The 19,089-nt window shown below is 56.7% G+C and carries 14 protein-coding genes; 4 read left to right on the forward strand and 10 right to left on the reverse strand.

Annotated features, from left to right (window positions below; translation table 11 throughout):
- Positions 1 to 93: 93 nt before the first annotated feature.
- The 4 genes from A3841_RS00170 to A3841_RS00185 all read left to right on the forward strand — a co-directional run bounded on the left by A3841_RS00170 (position 94) and on the right by A3841_RS00185 (position 7,538).
- On the forward strand, positions 94 to 3,177 hold the full coding sequence (locus tag A3841_RS00170; protein WP_073850286.1) for an efflux RND transporter permease subunit: 3,084 nt from the start codon (positions 94 to 96) through the stop codon (positions 3,175 to 3,177).
- A 63-nt stretch (positions 3,178 to 3,240) separates the two neighbouring features.
- The gene (locus tag A3841_RS00175) at positions 3,241 to 4,578 is read left to right on the forward strand and encodes a TolC family protein (protein WP_073850287.1); all 1,338 of its coding nucleotides are present in this window, start codon (positions 3,241 to 3,243) and stop codon (positions 4,576 to 4,578) included.
- Positions 4,579 to 4,669: 91 nt separating this feature from the next.
- Complete coding sequence (locus A3841_RS00180; RefSeq protein ID WP_073850288.1) at positions 4,670 to 5,938, forward strand: MgtC/SapB family protein; 1,269 nt, start codon at positions 4,670 to 4,672, stop codon at positions 5,936 to 5,938.
- Positions 5,939 to 6,239: 301 nt separating this feature from the next.
- On the forward strand, positions 6,240 to 7,538 hold the full coding sequence (locus tag A3841_RS00185) for a sugar MFS transporter (protein WP_073850289.1): 1,299 nt from the start codon (positions 6,240 to 6,242) through the stop codon (positions 7,536 to 7,538).
- 485 nt (positions 7,539 to 8,023) lie between these two features.
- On the opposite strand, the gene A3841_RS00190 is transcribed toward A3841_RS00185, so the two are convergent.
- The 10 genes from A3841_RS00190 to A3841_RS00235 all read right to left on the reverse strand — a co-directional run bounded on the left by A3841_RS00190 (position 8,024) and on the right by A3841_RS00235 (position 18,934).
- The gene (locus A3841_RS00190) at positions 8,024 to 8,896 is read right to left on the reverse strand and encodes a sugar phosphate isomerase/epimerase family protein (protein WP_073850290.1); all 873 of its coding nucleotides are present in this window, start codon (positions 8,894 to 8,896) and stop codon (positions 8,024 to 8,026) included.
- 77 nt (positions 8,897 to 8,973) lie between these two features.
- Entirely contained in the window at positions 8,974 to 9,831 is an 858-nt protein-coding gene (locus tag A3841_RS00195; protein ID WP_235861227.1) for a hydroxypyruvate isomerase family protein, read from the reverse strand.
- Positions 9,832 to 9,888: 57 nt separating this feature from the next.
- The gene (locus tag A3841_RS00200; protein WP_083610080.1) at positions 9,889 to 11,172 is read right to left on the reverse strand and encodes a nucleoside permease; all 1,284 of its coding nucleotides are present in this window, start codon (positions 11,170 to 11,172) and stop codon (positions 9,889 to 9,891) included.
- Positions 11,173 to 11,208: 36 nt separating this feature from the next.
- Positions 11,209 to 11,964 carry a 3-keto-disaccharide hydrolase gene (locus A3841_RS00205; protein ID WP_073850292.1) on the reverse strand — a complete coding sequence of 252 codons (756 nt, stop codon included), beginning with the start codon at positions 11,962 to 11,964 and terminating at the stop codon, positions 11,209 to 11,211.
- Positions 11,965 to 11,970: 6 nt separating this feature from the next.
- On the reverse strand, positions 11,971 to 12,480 hold the full coding sequence (locus A3841_RS00210; protein ID WP_073850293.1) for a c-type cytochrome: 510 nt from the start codon (positions 12,478 to 12,480) through the stop codon (positions 11,971 to 11,973).
- A 32-nt stretch (positions 12,481 to 12,512) separates the two neighbouring features.
- Entirely contained in the window at positions 12,513 to 13,568 is a 1,056-nt protein-coding gene (locus A3841_RS00215; protein WP_073850294.1) for a sugar phosphate isomerase/epimerase family protein, read from the reverse strand.
- A 73-nt stretch (positions 13,569 to 13,641) separates the two neighbouring features.
- On the reverse strand, positions 13,642 to 14,805 hold the full coding sequence (locus A3841_RS00220) for a Gfo/Idh/MocA family protein (RefSeq protein WP_073850295.1): 1,164 nt from the start codon (positions 14,803 to 14,805) through the stop codon (positions 13,642 to 13,644).
- 238 nt (positions 14,806 to 15,043) lie between these two features.
- Positions 15,044 to 15,607, reverse strand: coding sequence for a gluconate 2-dehydrogenase subunit 3 family protein (locus A3841_RS00225; protein WP_073850296.1), 564 nt, complete (start codon positions 15,605 to 15,607; stop codon positions 15,044 to 15,046).
- Between the two features lie 55 nt (positions 15,608 to 15,662).
- Positions 15,663 to 17,129 (reverse strand): Gfo/Idh/MocA family protein, encoded by a 1,467-nt coding sequence (locus A3841_RS00230; RefSeq protein WP_073850297.1) that lies wholly within the window; start codon positions 17,127 to 17,129, stop codon positions 15,663 to 15,665.
- 125 nt (positions 17,130 to 17,254) lie between these two features.
- A complete protein-coding gene (locus A3841_RS00235) occupies positions 17,255 to 18,934 on the reverse strand; it encodes a GMC oxidoreductase (RefSeq protein ID WP_073850298.1) in 1,680 nt (559 codons plus the stop codon).
- Between the last annotated feature and the right edge of the window lie 155 nt (positions 18,935 to 19,089).

Raw genomic sequence — 19,089 nt, forward strand, 5'->3', positions numbered from 1 at the left:
CATCATTAACAGGAGAGGAAAGGCAGACCGGGAGTGCTTTGCTGAGCAGCTAACCCACCTGACCGTCAGCTCCAATTCCCACCACAGATCTATATGGCAAGTTTATCCAATATAAGTATAAAACGCCCCGTGCTGGCCATCGTGATGAGCATCGCGATCATGGTGTTCGGGTTTATAGGCATCACCTACCTGGGGGTGCGGGAGTATCCCAGCGTAGACCCGCCCATTGTGAACGTACGGACGAGTTACGTAGGCGCCAACGCCGAGACCATCGAGTCTGAGATAACCGAGCCACTGGAGGAGTCCATCAACGGTATCGCCGGTATCCGAACGCTTACCTCCACCAGCAGCGAGGGCAGCAGCAACATTACCGTAGAGTTTAACCTGGACGTGGACCTGGAAACGGCTGCCAACGACGTGCGCGACCGCGTGGCCAGGGCGCAGCGACGGTTGCCCGAGGACGCCGAGCCTCCAACCGTAGCCAAGGCCGACGCCGACGCCAACCCCATCATCTTCCTGGGTATCCGAAGCGAGAACCGCACCCTGCTGGAACTCTCCGATATAGGCATGAACGTGTTCAAGGAGCAGCTGCAGACCATCCCGGGCGTGAGTGAGATCATGATCTGGGGGGATAAACGTTACTCGATGCGCCTGTGGATGGACCCCGATAAGCTTGCCGCCCTGCGCGTAACCCCGCTGGAAGTACAAAATGCCCTGGCGCGCCAAAACGTGGAGCTGCCATCGGGAAGTATAGAGGGCGCCACCACCGAGCTTTCGGTACGCACCATGGGCCGCATTTCCACCCCTGAAGAGTTTAATAACCTGATCGTGCGCCAGGATGCCGACCGCCTGATCCGCTTCCGCGACATCGGCTATGCCCAACTTGCCCCTGAAAACGAAAAAACGGTGCTCCGCTACAACGGCATCCCAATGATCGGGGTAGTGCTGGTGCCGCAGCCGGGCTCGAACCAGATCGAGATCGCCGACGAGTTTTACAGACGCCTGGAGCACATCAAAAAAGACATCCCGGAAGACCTCCAGCTCACCATCGGCTTCGACAACTCGCAGTACGTCCGGGCCTCCATTGCCGAGGTGCAGGAGACCATTATCGTGGCCTTTGGCCTGGTAGTGATCGTTATCTTCCTGTTCCTGCGCGACTGGCGCTCCACCCTAATCCCGGTCGTCGCCATACCGGTCTCCCTTATCGGCACCTTCTTCATCATGTATGTGATGGACTTCTCCATCAACGTGCTCACCCTGCTGGGCATCGTGCTGGCTATTGGTCTGGTAGTGGACGACGCCATCGTGATGCTGGAGAACATCTATACCCGCATTGAGAAAGGCGAGAAGCCCATGCAGGCCGCCAAGAACGGCGCCAAGGAAATTTACTTTGCCATTATCTCTACCACTGTTGCCCTGGCGGCCGTGTTCATGCCGGTAGCTTTCCTGGAGGATACCACCGGCCGCCTGTTCCGTGAATTCGGTATTGTGGTGGCCGGCTCGGTGATCATCTCCTCCTTCGTCTCACTGACGCTCACGCCGATGATGTCCTCGCGCATCCTCAAGCACAGGGAAAGACCCAACTGGTTTTACCGTAAAACCGAACCCTTCTTCGAGTCCCTCACCGGTGGCTACCGCCGCAGCCTGGAAAGCTTTATGCGCGTGCGCTGGGTAGCCTTTATACTTATCGTGGCCTCTGCCGGTGCAATCTGGTGGCAAATGTCTACCCTGCAGTCTGAATTATCGCCGGATGAAGACCGCGCCGGCCTTCGTATCAACGCCACTGGCCCGGAGGGTGCTTCCTTCGAGTTTATGGACGAGTACATGAACGAGCTGACCGCCCTGGTAAACGACTCGGTGCAAGGCATCTCCAGTATCACCTCCATGACGCGTAACGCAAACTCTGGCTTTATCCGCCTCCGCCTGGTTCCTGCAGACGAACGTAGCCAGACACAGCAGGAGATTGTAGAAAGCATGCCTTCCCTGATCAACCAGATACCGGGCGCCAGGGCCTTTGCCTCCGGCGACAAGGGCCTGGGTGGCGGGCGCGGTGCCGGGCAGCCGGTACAGTTCGTGGTGCAATCGCAGAACATGGACAAGCTGCGCGAGATCATCCCGCCGTTCCTGGAGAAGGCCCAGCAGGACCCCACTTTCAGTTTTGTGGACGTGAACCTGAAGTTCAACAAACCGGAGCTGCGCGTGGAGATTGACCGCGAGAAAGCCCAGAGCCTGGGCGTAACTGTGCGTGATATCGCCCAGACCATCCAGCTTGGCCTGAGTGGCTCCCGCTTCGGCTACTTTGTGAAAGGCGGAAAACAGTACCAGATCCTGGGGCAGGTAGCCCGCGAGAACCGCAGCGAACCGCTGGACCTGCGCAGCCTCTACGTTAAGAGCAGCACCGGCGAGCTGATTCAGCTTGACAACCTGATCGAGTTGAAGGAAGAGAGCGCCTCGCCGCAGGTATACCGCTTTAACCGCTTTGCGGCTGCTACCTTTAGCGCCACCCTGACCAAAGGAAAGACCATTGGCGACGGTTTGGAGGTGATGGATGCCATTGCCGACGAAGTGCTCGATGAGACGTTCCAGACAACACTTACCGGCCAGTCCAGGGATTTCTCCGAAAGCTCCGGCAGTTTACTATTTGCCTTCTCGCTGGCACTGGGCCTGATTTACCTGGCGCTTGCCGCGCAGTTCGAGAGCTTCCGCGACCCGGTCATCATCATGTTTACCGTGCCGCTCGCCCTTTCCGGCGCCTTACTCAGCCTCTGGTACTTCGACCAGACCCTGAACATCTTCAGCCAGATCGGTATGATCATGCTGGTGGGTTTGGTGACCAAGAACGGTATCCTACTGGTGGAGTTTGCCAACCAGCGCAAGGAAGAGGGCCTCACGAAGATGGAGGCTGCCACGGATGCCGCCGTATCCCGCTTCCGCCCGATCCTGATGACCTCGCTCTCCACGATTCTGGGCACCCTGCCTATTGCCTTGGCACTCGGCACCGGTGCGGAGAGCCGCGTACCCATGGGTATTGCCGTGGTGGGGGGCCTGATTCTGGCCACCGGACTTACGCTCTACGTGATTCCTGCGGTGTACTCCTATTTCTCTTCTGCCGAGGCCAATGTGATCGAGGAACTGGAGGAGGAAAAAGCACAGGCCAAGAAGCCAGAGTATGTGTAAGTATGCCAACCCATTATTTAAGTATTTTAGCCAAAGGATTTTAACGCGATAGACCAAGTATAAATGTTTTCATACAGAGCCGCGGCGCTTTTCCTGGTCGGATTAGCACTACTACTACCAAGCCTGGCCCAGAGCCAGGAGCAGCTTTCGCTGGAGCAGGCCATCCGCATCGGACTACAAAACAACTATGATATCCGGATTGCCGGCAGGCAGGAAGCCATCTCGGAGAACAACGCAACGCTGGGCAACGCCGGCTTCCTGCCCAATGTGGATGGCAGGGCCTCCCGCACCTTCAGCGAGAACAACTCGCGGCAGGAGTTCCAGACCGGCCCGGACCGCGTACGGGACGGAGCCAGCTCCAACAACATGAGTTATGGAATCAACCTGAACTGGGTGATTTTTGACGGGCTGGGCATGTTTATCAACCTGGAGCGGCTCAAGGCCATCGAAAAGTCCGGGGAGCTGTTTACCAAGCAGACGATAGAGAATACCCTTGCCGTTATCACGGCCAGTTACTTTGAGGTAGCCCGCCAGGCGTCCAAGATCAAAGCGATACAGGATGCCATTGCCATTTCGGAGGCGCGCGTGGAGATTGCGCAGGCCCAGTTTGATGTGGGCGTGAGTGCCAAGGTGGAGATTCTGCGCGCCCAGGTGGACTACAACGCCGACCGCTCGGAGCTGCTGCTGCAGGAGGAGGTGCTGCAAAACGCCAAGATCAACCTGAACCAGCTGCTGGGCCGCAACCCCGACATCGATTTTGTGGTGACGGACAGCATTCTGGTGGACCCAACGGTGAACTACAGCGTGGCAGCCAACAGCCTGAACGCTGCCAACCCGCTGCTGCAGCGCCTGCAACTGGAGCGTCAGCTGGCAAACCTGGACATCCGGTCGGTGCGTGCCAGCCGCTTCCCGACGGTGAGCGTGCTGAGCGCCTATAACTTCAGCCGCTCCGAGGCAGAGCCACTCAACGAGTTCCAGGCCAGGTTTAACCAGAACCGTGGCTACAACTATGGCCTAAGCCTGAGCGTGCCGATCTTTAACGGCTTCAACATCAACCGCCAGGCACAGAACGCGCGCATCAACCTGGAGACGGCCAACCTGGAGCTGCAGCGCGAGGAGAACCGCCTGCAATCTGACCTGGCCCGGGCCTACAGCCAGTACACCAACCGCCTGCAACTGCTGGAGCTGGAGGAAAGCAACCTGAAACTGGCCCAGGAGAACGCCGAGATTGCCCTGGAGCGCTACAGGCTGGGTATCCTGACAGCGATTGAGCTACGCGAGGCACAGCGCAACGAGCTGGTGGCCTCTAACCGCCTCATCGACATACAGTACCAGGCCAAGGCGGCAGAGATTGAGCTAAAACGCCTGAGCAGCACCCTGCTGCAGGAAAGCCAACTGTAACTAACTATACCGGTTCTTAAAGTATAAAAGTATAGCCACGGCTATACTTTTATACTTTAAGGCTGTACCTTCCTCCTTCATATCAACAGAAATGGAGCTAGAGATATTCGAGACACTTGCCATATCGCTGGGTCTGGGGCTGCTGGTGGGGCTGCAGCGGCAGCACGATCAGTCGCAACTGGCAGGCATCCGCACCTTTCCGCTTATCACGCTGTTTGGCACCATTTCCGGTTTCCTGGCGCAGGACTTTGGAGGCTGGATTATAGCAGCCGGGATTCTGGGCCTGGCCGCTCTTATGGCCGTCGCCAACATCATGCGCAGCAAAACCCCCGATTTTGACATCGGCCTGACGACGGAGGCAGCCGCCCTGCTCATGTTCGTGGTAGGCGCCTACCTGGTGCTGGGGCAAACCACCGTGGCCGTGGCCATCGGGGCCACCGTGGCGGTGCTGCTCCACCTCAAGGAGACACTCCATGGCATTGTAGCTAAAATCGGGCAGAGCGACCTGCAAGCGATCATGCAATTCGTGGTGATCTCGCTGGTCGTGCTCCCCGTCCTCCCCGACCGTACCTACGGCCCCTACAACGTACTCAACCCCTACAATATCTGGCTCATGGTCGTGCTTATCGTGGGGCTGGGACTGTTGGGCTACTTTGCCTACAAGGTATTCGGACAGAAATCGGGCACGGTGCTGGGTGGTATACTCGGAGGCCTGATTTCCAGCACGGCTACCACCGTGAGCTACGCCCGCCGCACCAAAGGCAACGACACCAGCAGTATGCTTGCCGCCCTGGTTATTTTCATTGCCTCTGCCGTCTCTCTCCTACGCGTTATAACTGAGGTGGCCGTTGTGGCGCCAGATACCTTGCCTACCGTGGCCCCACCCCTTGCAGCTGTTTTCCTGCTGATGCTGGTGCTCGGCGTGGTGATGTACCTGTTCAAGGGCGGCGACCACGACACGATGCCGGAGCAGGGCAACCCGGCCCAGCTGAAGACGGCCCTCGTGTTTGGGGCGATCTACGCTGCCGTTATGCTGGCAACGGCCTTTGCCAAGGACCAGTTAGGCAGTGGCGGTCTATACTTTGTGGCCATTATTTCCGGCCTCACCGACGTGGACGCCATTACCCTGTCCACCTCGCGCCTGATGCAGGTGGGCGACCTGGAGCCGGCCGACGGATGGAAGCTTATACTAGTGGCAGCCCTCTCGAACCTGGCTTTTAAGGCTGGGTTGGTCGGAGTACTGGGGAACCGCACGGTTTTTGGAAAGGTAGCCATGCTTTTCGGTGTTGTATTAGCAGGGGGCCTGCTGGTGCTGTGGCTCTGGCCTGAAGATTTCCAATTTCCCCTGCTAGGCGCGTAATGGCCTTGGAAAAGAGGGATAATTTCCTTTACAGGCCGCCTCCCTACCCTCCTGAACAATATTTTTTTCACGGCTGCGGCAAACTGCGCCTGATTAGGCAGGATAGTTTCAGAAATAAAAGTATCTTGCTAATCAGAAAGGCTTGTGTGAACGGGAGGGGCAGTCTGGTTGAAGTATAACTACATGCCTCCGAACATGGGGCACAGGCATACTTCTGACCGGTTCAGGCCAAACGATTCAGAACTTTAATCACTACGATAAACAATCTAATACCTTACATCCAACCAGAGTAAAAGACACTATGGCTAACACGTCCACCAAACACCAGCAGCCCACGCCGGAGCTGGGCCAGCAAGGCAGTAGCAGTGCCATGATCATCATCGGCGCGCTGTTCTTCATCTTCGGCTTCGTCACCTGGCTCAACTCCCTCCTGATCCCTTACCTGGAGATCGCCTGCGAGCTCACCAAGTTCCAGTCCTTCTTCGTTACCTTCGCCTTCTACATCGCCTACCTGGTGATGACCCCGATCTCCCCGCGTGTGCTGAGCGCATTCGGTTTCAAGAAAGGCATGTCAGTGGCTTTGGTAGTGATGGCCGTGGGAGCGCTGCTCTTCATCCCGGCCGCCATGACGCGCATTTACCTGCTGTTCCTGATAGGCCTGTTCCTGCTTGGCTGCGGTCTGGCGATTCTGCAGACAGCCTCTAACCCTTACATCACTATTGTTGGCCCTGCTGAGAGTGCTGCCAAGCGTATCAGCATCATGGGTATCTGTAACAAGGTGGCCGGCGCCGTGGCTCCGATCATACTTGGCCTTTTCCTGAGCCTGGAGGGGGCAGATGCGCTTCGCGCAGAAGTGGCAGGTATGGCAGCCGGCGCACGCAATGCCGCCCTGGACGAGATGGCACTGGAGGTGATCCCGCCTTATATCGGCATCATCGTCGTGCTGCTGGCCCTGAGCATCTGGATCTACCGCTCGTCCCTACCGGAGATCGACACGGACGAGGAGGACGAGGCAGTGGCCGCCGCCACAACCGGCAAAAAGAGCGTGTTTGAGTTCCCGCACGTGATGCTGGGTGTGCTGACGCTTTTCCTGTACGTGGGCGTAGAGGTGATGGCCGGCGACTCGATCATCAGCTACGGCTCCACGCAGGGTATTCCGCTTACCACGGCTAAGTTCTTTACCAGCGGCACGATGGCTGCCATGGTGATAGGTTACCTCATCGGCATCGTAACCATTCCCAAGTACATCAAGCAGGAAGATGCGCTCAAGATCTGCGCTATCCTGGGCGTGGTCTTCACCATTGGCGCCATCATGACATCTGGCTACGTATCCGTGGCCTTCATCGCACTGCTTGGCCTGGCGAACTCCCTGATGTGGCCGGCCATCTGGCCGCTGGCACTGTCGGGCATCGGCCGTTTCACGAAGGCTGCTTCTTCCCTGCTGGTGATGGGTATTGCAGGTGGTGCCATTGTGCCACTAGCCTACGGCGCCCTGGCCGACTCCTGGAACGCACAGGACGCTTACTGGGTGATGGTGCCTTGCTACCTGTTCATCCTCTTTTATGCCACTAAAGGCCACAAAATCGGCAAAAAGGCGTAGCCTGCCTTATATTTATACTTCTGCAGCAGAAGGTTAAAACGTTGAGCGCGGCCCGGGATGATTATCCCGGGCCGCGCTTTTTTATACTTATACCAGCACGGAGTGGCTCTTGCGCATCTGAAAAACATTAACCTACCACTCCAGAGAAGGGAATTGGCTGTACTTGGCATGCTATCTGATGCGCACAAATGAACTCCCATTGGTATTATCCCTTCCAATGTACACTGCAGCATGGTTTGCAGGGCTTGCACCCGCCGCTGCTTATACTTCGTGCCTGGCCGGAAAGGGAATTTGGTAAGGAAGGCTATGCGTCCAAAGCCTTTCGTAGAGATTTTAGCAGGGCGGTAGGGCCATGCCGGATGGCGTGCTGCAGGTGATCGGGACCTTTCCGGTACTTATACTTATACTTATACTTATACTTATACTTAAAAGCCAGGCCATACACGAAGTATAGCCTGGCTTTATCTTTTGCTATGAAGTATGAACTAGATGAGGTTCTCCTTTACGTATGTATAACTTTGGGCTATACTTTGGAAAGGATCCATGGCAAAGTTCTCCTGCTCCACGATGATATGCTTAACGCCGGCCACCTTGGCACTTTCGAAGATCTGCTTGTAGTTGATGGAACCGGAGCCTATCTCGGTATTGAGTTTCGGATCGGCCTTGTCCATGTCCTTTACATGCCACAGCTCGTAGCGGCCGGGGTTCTTCTTGAACAGCTCCACCGGGTCCAGGCCGGCACGCACCACCCAGTACAGGTCCACCTCAAACTTCACCAGTTCCGGGTCGGTCTCGCTCAGCAGGATCTCATAGCCGGTCTTGTCGCCAAACTTCTGGAACTCAAAGTCGTGGTTGTGGTAGGCAAACTGCAGACCGGCAGCCTTGCAGGCTTCCCCAGCCTGGGAAAGGCGCTCGGCCACGCGCTGGTAATCGGAGGCGCTCTGGCGTAGCTGCTGGCCCAAGTATGGTGCGATGATGTACTTCATGTCTACCTCCTTGGCCCCATCGATATAAGACTTCAGCTCTTCCTCGTTACCCTCTCCAATGTATGAATCCAGGCCAAAGTGTCCGCTCGGCGCAGTCAGGTTATGCTGCTTGAGCAGGGCGGCAAACTCTTTTGGCTGCATCCCGAAAAAGCCGCGCTCCTTGGAGTACCCGAAGGTCTCTACCTCACTATACCCAGCCTGGGCCACTTTCCCGATCACGCCTTTGGCATCTTTAGGCAACTCCTCGCGCAGCGTGTAGAGCTGTATCCCGATGTTTTTTGTGTCTGCCTTGGCTACCATGCAGCTTGGGGCAATGAGAATACCTGCTGTCAGCAAGCCAGCCTGCTGAAGAAAACTTCGTCTTGTTGTCATGTATAATTTTCTCGTTAGGAGTGGATCGTTCAGTTAGTGGAAATTTATACTTATAAATTTATACTTGTGAGTGTAGCTTAAACATCGCAGATCTCAATGGACTGACGAAGCGAGGCGAGCTTATCATCGCGCTTGGGCACAAACTCCTGCGCCACAAAGCCCTTGAAGCCGGTCTCCACAATAGCCTTCATGATGGCCGGGTAGTAGAGCTCCTGCGTCTCGTCTATCTCGTTGCGGCCCGGCACGCCGGCCGTGTGGTAGTGGGCAATATAGGGATGGCTGTTACGGATGGTGCGGATCACGTCGCCCTCGTCTATCTGCATGTGGTAGATGTCGTAGAGCAGCTTGAAGTTCTCCGAGCCGAGCCTTTTGGCCAGCTCCACGCCCCAGGCGGTTTTAGAGCACTGGTAATCTTTGTGGTCTACTTTGCTGTTGAGCAGCTCCATCACCAGCGTGACGTTGTGCTTCTCGGCCAGCGGCATCAACTGTCTGAGGCCCTCCACGCAGTTGTTCCAGCCTTCCTCATCGGTTTTGCCACGGCGGTTGCCGCTAAAACAGATGAGGTTCTTGAACCCGGCCTTCGCCACCCGCGGAATCATATCGGAGTAGCTCTTGATGAGTTTCGCGTGGAACTGCCTGTCGTTAAAGCCGTCTACCAGGTTAATTTCAGCACCGTTGCACATCGAGGACTCCAGGCCATACTTCTGCAGCATGGGCCAATCCTCCGGACCTACCAAATCGATGCCTTTGATGCCCATCGCCTTGGCCTCTTTACAAAGCTCCTCCACCGAGAGGTGACCGAAACACCAGCGGCTGACGGCGTGGTTAATGTTTCCTTTCAATTTTTTCGTGGTTTCAGCGGCCTTCTGCTCCTGCGCACAGGCGGTAAGTGCGGGCAAAACGCTGGCCGCGGTGATAGTGGCTGTCCCAGCCATGATTTTCTTAATAGAGCTTCTGCGGCTCGTATTTTGTGACATCGTAATATATTCTGGTTATGGTAAACTTGTCAATTCCTGTCTCTCGGTTTCGGTACCGTAGGGCTTGGCAGTGGTGTTGGCGGGCTCTTTATCATCGCGGAAGAAGATGATGAACAGCAAAGCTACCACGGCCGCGATGCCAGCCGGCACCAGCCAAACGCTTTGCCAGAAGTTCTCCACGTCTGCGGCCCGGTAGTACTCGCTGATAAAGCCAGCCACCCAGAAACCGATCAGCATGCCCACCCCGTAGGTCGCCAGCGTCACCAGCCCCTGAGCCGAGCTTTTATACTTCTCCCCGGCCCTGGCATCGGTGTAGATCTGCCCCGCCACAAAGAAGTAGTCGTAGCAGATGCCGTGTAGCGCGATGCCCAGGATCAGCATAAACGAAAGCTCCCCGGCGTTGCCATAAGCAAATAGCACGTAGCGCAGCGTCCAGGCCAGCATCCCGATCAGAATGGTTTTCTTAAAGCCAAACTTAGTGAAGAAAACGGGCAGCAGCAACAGGAACAGCGCCTCCGAGATCTGCCCGATCGTCATCTTGCCCGTCGGGTTTTCCAGGCCGATGTCGGTCAGGAAGGGGTTGGCGTTCTGGTAATAGAAGGCCAGCGGGATACAGATGAGGATAGAGGCGATAAAAAAGATGAGGAAGTTTCTGTTCTGCAATAGCCTGATCGCATCCAGCCCCAGGATCTCAGAGATAGAACTGCTCTTTTCCTGGCTCTTCACCGGCGGTGTTTTAGGCAGCATGAAGCTGTACACGCCAAGTATGAGCGAGGCGATACCTGCCATCATAAACGTGTTGCGCAGCGAGCCCTCGCCGATTCCTTCGGCAGAGTCCCAGTGGAAAAGGTAGCTGATCGAAAGACCCGCCGCAATCCAGCCGATGGTGCCCCACACGCGGATCACCGAGAACTCCTTTTCCGGGTTCCTCATCTGCCGGAACGACACCGAGTTTACCAGTGCCAGCGTGGGCATGTAGGCGATCATGTAGGCCAGCACGTAAGGGTAGAAATCGGCTACATTGTCCGCGTTGTACATCTGGTACATCAGGAAAGCACCTACCAGATGCAGCACGCCAAGTATGCGCTCGGCGTTAAAGTACTTATCGGCGATCAGGCCAATGATGAACGGAGCGATAATAGCCCCGAAGGACTGCGTAGAGAAAACACTCGCCGTCTCCAGCTCCGTCGCGTTCAAGTTGTTGAACAGGAAGGTGCCAAGTGTTACGAACCATGCGCCCCAGATAAAGAACTCCAGGAACATCATGAAAGATAATTTAAAGCGGGTCACCGAATTCATGGTAGCTGCTGTTTAAGGGTGTAGGAAGGGTGCGTATTAGAGTCGTTTGATGCGGATGTTGCGGTACCACACGTTGTCGCCGTGGTCCTGCAGGGCAATTTTGCCTGACTTGAACGTGCCCCAGTCAGGCATATCGGCAAACTTGCTCTTGGCCACCAGCTGGCGCCAGTTATCATCCCACAGGGTGGTTTCCAGCACTTTTTCGCCGTTCTGGAAGAACTGCAGCTGGCCGTTGTCGCTGATGATCTCCACCTGGTTCCACTCCCCGGCCGGCTTCACGGTCTCCGGGCTGCTGGCGATCAGGTCGTAGAGGTCGCCGGCGCGGTGCGTCTTGATCTTGGCGTCGGGGTGGCCGTTGTTGTCGAGCACCTGCATTTCCAGGCCGGTGTTCCAGGTATACTTATACTTGGAGGTGTCCTCCTTCACGTAAAAGATAATGCCGCTGTTGCCGTTCTCGGCTACTTTCCACTCCAGCTGCAGGTGGAAGTTGTCAAACTCCTCCTCCGTTACAATGTCGCCGCCGTCGCTGGTCTGCCAGTCTTTTTTGTTAGAGGCATCCAGGTGCAGGGCACTGTCGTCAATTATCCAGGCCTTGCCCACAGCGTCTTTACCGTAGGTGTGCCAGCCGGTGGTGGTTTCCCCGTCAAAAAGCGAGATCCACTCCCCCTCCGTATTGGCGGCAGTTTCCTGGTTCTGTGGGTTATCGGCCATGGCGTTTGTCGTTTCCTGTTCTGTTGACTGGCAGCCCATCAGGGTGAGCAGGGCCAGCCCGGCTATGTATTTCTTCTGCATGTGCGGTTATTTTTTTAGCGATAAGATGTAGCGGGCCATTTCCTGGGCGTCTTCCTTGGGGATGTTCGGGTGCGGTGTCATCGGTACCTGCCCCCATACGCCGGAGCCGCCCTCTATGATCTTACCGGCCAGGTAGTCCACGTTCTTGTCGTTGGATTCATACTTCTCGGCCACCTCTGCGTAAGCCGGGCCTACCAGTTTCTTCTGTTCCTGGTGGCAGGCAAGGCAGTCGGAACCTGCAATCAGCTTAGCGCCTTTCTCGAAGTTTCCCGCCGTGGCAGCCTCCCCGCCGCCTCCGGCGCTGCGGTTGGTACCGATGTTCATGCGGTTCGTGTCTACTTCTGATTGCCTGGCAGAGGCACTGACGGCCGCTCCGGCCGCAGAGTCCATTTCGCCGCCGACGTCGTAGCTGGTGGTGCTGCCGCCTTCCTCGTTGTTGTTATTGTTATTGTTGGAGGCATCGCCGCAGGCGAAGGCAAAGGCCAGGCAGCCAAGTATAAGCAGGTTCTTTTTCATGGTTTAGAAGTATGGTTAGTGTTTCGTCTGGTTCAGGAAAGGCCAAGTATGCTTTTGTTCATGCCCTGGTCGATGCCGGAAGCGGCAAAGTCATCGAAAGCCCGCTCGGTTACCCGGATGATGTGGTCTTTGATAAAGGTAGCTCCTTCACGGGCCCCGTCCTCCGGATGCTTCAGGGCACACTCCCACTCCAGCACGGCCCAGCCCTTGTAATCATACTGCGTGAGGCGGCTGAACACGCCATTGAAGTCCACCTGCCCATCGCCCAGCGAGCGGAAACGGCCGGCACGGTTTACCCAGCCCTGGTAGCCGCCATACACGCCCTGCCTTCCCGAAGGATTGAACTCAGCGTCTTTCACATGGAACATCCGGATACGCTCGTGGTAAATGTCGATGAACTCGAGGTAATCCAGGGCCTGAAGTATAAAGTGCGACGGATCATAGAGCAGGCAGGCGCTTTGGTGGTTGTTCACCGCCTCCAGGAACATCTCGTAGGTGATGCCGTCGTGGATGTCCTCGCCGGCATGGGTTTCGTAGCACAGGTCCACCCCGCACTCCTGGAACACGTTCAGGATTGGTGTCCAGCGTTTGCCCAGTTCCTCAAAGCCAGTCTCTACCAGGCCGGCGGCGCGCTGCGGCCAGGGGTATACATAGGGCCACAAGAGGGCACCGCTAAAGGTGGCGCAGGCGTTAAGGCCCAGGTTCTGGGAGGCTTTGGCGGCATACTTGAGCTGCTGCACGGCCCACTCCTGCCTGGCTTTCGGGTTGTTGCGGTATGCTTCCGGCGCGAAGCCGTCGAACAGGGTATCATAGGCCGGGTGCACCGCCACCAGCTGCCCCTGCAGGTGCGTCGACAGCTCCGTGATCTGGATACCCGCCTCCTGCACAATGCCATTTATCTCGTCGGCGTAGGTCTTGCTTTCGGCGGCTTTCTGCAGGTCAATAAAACGGGGGTCGTGCGTGGGAATCTGGATGCCCTTGTACCCCAGGTCTGCCGCCCACTTTGCGATGTCCTTCAGGTTGTTAAATGGCGCCGTGTCCTGCACAAACTGGGCAATAAAAACTGCCGGTCCTTTTATCGTGTTCATCGTTTATGATTTCGTTTTTAAGTATGGGAAAGAGGCTCGTTTAAAGTATAAAGTATACTTTAAACGAGCCCGCTTATACTTCTGTACTAAAGTCCATCCACTTCTGGTCTGATTTACCGGAGGCGATCACGCCCTCGATAAAGGCCATGCCGCGCACGCCTTCCTCAATGCCCGGAAAATCCAGCCACTCGGGTTTGGGTTGCTCGCCCGCCATATCGGCCTTGATGCAGAGGGCAAAGTTACGGTACAAATTCGCAAAAGCTTCTAAATAGCCCTCGGGGTGTCCGGCAGGCGTGCGGGTGTTGTGCTGGGCGTAGGAGCTGGTGTAGCCACCGCCGGTGCGCCATACTTCAGCCGGTTTGTCGAGCCACCTCAGCATCATGGTGTTCTGATCGCTTTGCTGCCACTCCACGCCGCCATGCTCGCCAAACACACGCACTTTCACGTTGTTTTCCTCCCCGGCCGCTACCTGCGAGGCAATCAGCACTCCGCTGGCACCGTTATTAAATTTCAGCAGTACCGCCCCGTCATCGTCGAGCTGCCGGCCTTCAACCACGGTGTTGATGTCGGCACAGATTTTAGTTACGGAAAGGCCGCTCACGTATTCGGCCAGGTTAAAGGCGTGGGTGCCGATGTCGCCCATGGCGCCGGCCACGCCGCTCTGGCTGGGGTCGGTGCGCCAGGAGGCCTGCTTGTTTCCTTCGCCTTCCTCAAAGCGGCTGAGCCAGCCCTGCGGATACTCTACGTATACTTTGCGGATCTTACCCAGTTTGCCCGAAGCCACTACCTGGCGCGCCTCTTTCACCATCGGGTAGCCGGTGTAAGTATGAGTGAGGCAGAAGCGTTTGCCGGAGGATTTGGCCACCTCGCGCAGCTCCAACGCCTCCTGCAGGCTAAAGGTCATGGGTTTGTCCAGCACCACATGGAAACCGTTTTGGAGCGCCAGCTTGGCCGGCTCGAAATGCACGTGGTTGGGAGTCACGATGCTGATCACCTGCACCCGCTGGTCTTCCGGCAGCTGCAGTTCCCGCTCAAAAAGCTCGTGGTAGGAAGTATAAACACGCTCCGGCTGCAGGCCCAGCTCCCGGCCACTGGCCTTCGATTTCTCGGGGTTACTGCTGAAGGCGCCGCAGACCAGCTCATATTCTCCATCCATTTGCAGGGCAATCCGGTGCACAGCGCCTATAAAGGCTCCCTGCCCGCCGCCTATCATCCCTAAGCGTAGTTTCTTCGACATAGTTTTACTCAAGTTCAGCTCCCGTTGCAAGGAGCGGATTAAACACATAAACAAAGTATAAATACAGCCTTATACGGCCGCATTTATACTTTGTCATACTTTGGCTGCTGTTCCCGGGCTCAGCCTTTTCAGCACGTGCTCCGGGGCAGCGGTTTATACTTTGGATCTGGCAGATTTACCTCGAAAACTAAATCCACCCCTGCCCCCTCCGAGGAGGGGAATACAAGACCGGACCGGCTTAGGTGGCCCAGGCTCTGTCGCCTTTTTTGTAAGGAGCGCAGCCGTCGTAGCGGCCGGGCGTTTCGATGTAGCGCAGCGCCTTGGTAGCGCCTGCCTCCGAGGTGAAGAAACCAAACAGGGTCAGCTCCCGCATCATACGGAAGTAGTGGTTCGGGTCCTCCGGCTTCTTCTCCGACTGGTACTTTCTGGCCTCGGCGTCGATGGCGGTCAGCAGTTCGGTGCGCTGCTTAGGGGTCAGCTTCATGAACTTGTCGCCAAACTTATCCTCGCTGGCCTCGTCCAGTTTCTTGATGCCGTCCAGGAATACCTGCTGGTCTTCCTTGGTGTAGCAGTCCTGCACCATCACGGCCATCAGCCCGCCCACATCGGCGGCCTTGGCGCCGGGCGTGCTGGTTTCAGGAAGTATGGTTTCGCCTACCTCGTTCAGGAAAGCCACCTGGTTCTCGTCGAACAGGTCGTTATACTTAACCGGTTTAGCGGTGCAGGACACCAACAGGTCGGCGCTTATCAGGGCGCCCCCCAGTATCCAGCCGACGGCTCCTAATGCTTCTCTTCTGTTCATTGTGTTGTCGTTACAGCGATTTGGTTCTTTTATTTATACTTGCAGAGCTGCGGGTTTATACACTCAGCGTCCAGCCCGGGCGGTACTGCCGCTTCACGTACTGGTTTACCTCGTCAAAGTTAGTGACGCGCATCTGGTTGTTGTCCCAGAGCAGCTTCAGGTCGCGGCCCGGGTAGTCGAAGCCCTTGCCATCTGCCCGCGGCGTGCGGATGTCGATGCCGCGGATGGCCAGGTTAGCCATGAGCAGCGCCTCGGTGAGCGGCCCGGCAACCTCGAAAGGCGAGCTCACCTCCTTATTGCCATAGCCTGCGATGCAGGCCTCTACCCACTGGTTGTAATGGCCGCCTGCGCTACCCGGCACGCGGGTTATTTTATGCTTGTCTTTTACCTTGAAGTCGGCGGTGCGGCTAGTTGGCAGCAGTTGTGGGTTCTCGCCATAGGTGCCAGCCATCATTTTGCCTTTTGTGCCGACAAACAGCACCCCATTCCCGCCATCCCCGAACACCTCCTCCGGGCCCAGTTCCTCCGGACGCGCCGGCTGTATGCCGCCGTCCATCCAGTAGACGGTCACATCGCCTTTGGTCTTGTCCGTTTCAGGGAAAGTGAGGGTGACGTGGCTTGACGGCGGGCAGCTTTCCGGGAAGTAGCCGCGCTTAAACTCGTCCACATACACGCTGCCCACGCTGGCCTGCACATCCTTGGCATACTGCAGGTTCAGCACGTTAAAGGCCGGCTCCATGATATGGCAACCCATGTCGCCCAGGGCACCGGTGCCGTACTCCCACCAGCCGCGCCAGTTAAAGGGCACCAGCTTGTCTACATAATCGGTGTACGGGGCGGTACCGAGCCACAGGTCCCAGTCCAGTTCCTTCGGCACTTCTGTTTTGGTGGTTGGCCAGGGTATGCCCTGCGGCCATACAGGGCGGTTGGTCCAGCAGTACACGGTGTGCACATTGCCAATGGCTTTTGAATCGTACCACTCGCGCAGCTGCCGCACCCCATCGCCGGAGGAGCCCTGGTTGCCCATCTGCGTGACCACCTTGTAGCGCTTGGCAGCATCGGTCAGTACGCGGGCCTCATAAATGTCGTGGGTCAGCGGTTTCTGCACGTACACGTGCTTGCCCATCTGCATGGCAGCCAAAGCCACCACGGCATGGTTGTGGTCCGGGGTGGATACGGTGACGGCATCAAAGTTCTTCCCTTCTTTTTCAAAAAGCTCGCGCCAGTCTTTGTAGTACTTGGCTTGGGCGAACTTCTCCCTCGATTTCTGCGCCCGGCGGTCGTCCACGTCACAGAGGAAGCCGATATCAGCCTTGCCACTGTTAAACACGCCGTTGATGTCGTTGCCGCCCATCCCTCCTGCGCCTATACCTGCCACGATCAGCCTGTCGCTCGGGGCGATGTAGCCCTTGCCCAGCACGTGGCGCGGCACAATAAAGAAACCCGCCGCGGCCAGCGCACCGACTTTCATGAAATTCCTTCTGGAGCTGTTCGGAGAAGACTTGCTCTCTTTCTCAGACATAGTTTTCTGGGGTAAGGTGGAACAAAGAAAAGTATGGCAAAAGGCAAGGCCAAAGTATAAAAGGGACGCCTCCTGATCCATTTACTTTATCAGAAGCAGCCTTTTATACTTCGGCTTATACTTATTTAGATGTTCTGTCGCTTCAGCTCGCCTACCGCGTGGTCTACCGCTCTGGCCGTGAGGGCCATGTACGTGAGCGATGGGTTCTGGCAGCCGCCGGAGGTCATGGCCGCCCCGTCGGTTACGTACACGTTCGGCGCATCCCACACCTGGTTGTGTGCGTTCAGCACGGAGGATTTAGGGTCGCGGCCCATACGCGCCGTGCCCATCTCGTGGATACCCTGCCCCATGGCGTAGCCGGCATCGTAGGAGTTCACGTTCTTCAGGCCAGCTGCTTCCAGCATTTCCTTGGCATCTGCCATCATGTCCTTGCGCATCTTCATCTCGTTCTCTTTCAACTCTGAGTCGATGGCGAGCACGGGCAGGCCCCACTTGTCTTTTTTGTTCTTGTCGAGGGTCACCTTGTTCTCGTGGTAAGGCAGTATCTCGCCGAAGGCGGTGATGCCCATGGTCCACTTCCCAGGCTCGGTCAGGGCGTCCTTAAAGTCGCCACCGATCGTCAGCTCGGCAATCTCGCGTCCCCAGCCCTCGCGACCGGCGCCGCCCTGGTACCCAAAGCCGCGGATGTAGTCACGCTTCTCGCCGTTGAGGTTGCGGAAGCGCGGGATGTAAATACCGTTCGGGCGACGGCCGTACACATACTTGTCCTCGTAGCCTTCTGCCACCCCGGAAGCTCCGAGGCGGAAGTGGTGGTCCATCAGGTTATGGCCCAGCACGCCGCTGCTGCTGCCCAGGCCGCCATCCCATACATCGGTGGCGGAGTTCATCAGCACCCAGGTAGTGTTAAGCGTAGAGGCATTCAGGAAGATAACCTTGGCAAAGTACTCATAGGTCTGGTTTGTTTCGGCATCCAGCACCTCCACCCCTTTCGCGCGTTTGGTGTCTTTGTCGTAGATCACCTTGGTCACGATAGAGAAAGGCCGCAGGGTTAGGTTGCCTGTGGCCATGGCCGCCGGCAGCGTAGCCGACTGCGTGCTGAAGTAGCCACCGAACGGGCAGCCCAGCCAGCATTTGTTGCGGTACTGGCAATTGGTGCGATCGTGGTGGGGCTGCGTGATGTTGGCCACACGGCCAATGATCATGTGGCGGTTGCCTTTATAGTGGTCTTTCAGGCGCCTGGCCACGTCTTTCTCCACGCAGTTCATCTCCATCGGAGGCATAAAATCACCATCGGGGAGGTGCGGAATACCGTCTTTGGCACCACTGATGCCGGCAAAGCGTTCCACGTAGCTGTACCACGGTGCCAGGTCTTTGTAGCGGATCGGCCAGTCCACGGCGATGCCATCTTTGGCGTTGGCCTCGAAGTCGATATCGCCGAGACGGTAGCTCTGGCGACCCCACATCAGCGAACGACCGCCAACCTGGTAGCCACGGTACCAGTCAAAGCGCTTCACTTCAGAATAAGGGCTCTCCTTCTCATTTACCCAGTACTCCAGGTTGGTTTCGTTGAGGGGATAATCACGGCTCAGCACGGGGTAATCCGCGATCATCTGCTGTGTTCTGCGCCCGCGGTGCGGGAAGTCCCAGGGATCCTTTGTTGCGTTCTTGTAGTCCTTGATGTGCTCGACGTTTCGGCCACGCTCCAGCATTATCGTTTTCAATCCTTTTTGCGTAAGCTCCTTGGCAGCCCAGCCACCAGATATTCCTGAGCCTACTACGATTGCGTCATATACATTTTCCGCCATAAGAAAGGGTGAGGTCTTAAACCCGAGTGTTTAGTTGATGTAAGAATGAGACTAAAACGTATTCCTGGGAGAGAATCACCCTCAGAGCCAAACGGCAAAAAGAGAATCAGGCCCAACCACAGGTATGCATTTTAAGGAATCAATATATTTGAAAG

Origin of the sequence: Pontibacter flavimaris (genome assembly GCF_001907195.1) — a bacterium.
Lineage (GTDB): Bacteria > Bacteroidota > Bacteroidia > Cytophagales > Hymenobacteraceae > Pontibacter > Pontibacter flavimaris.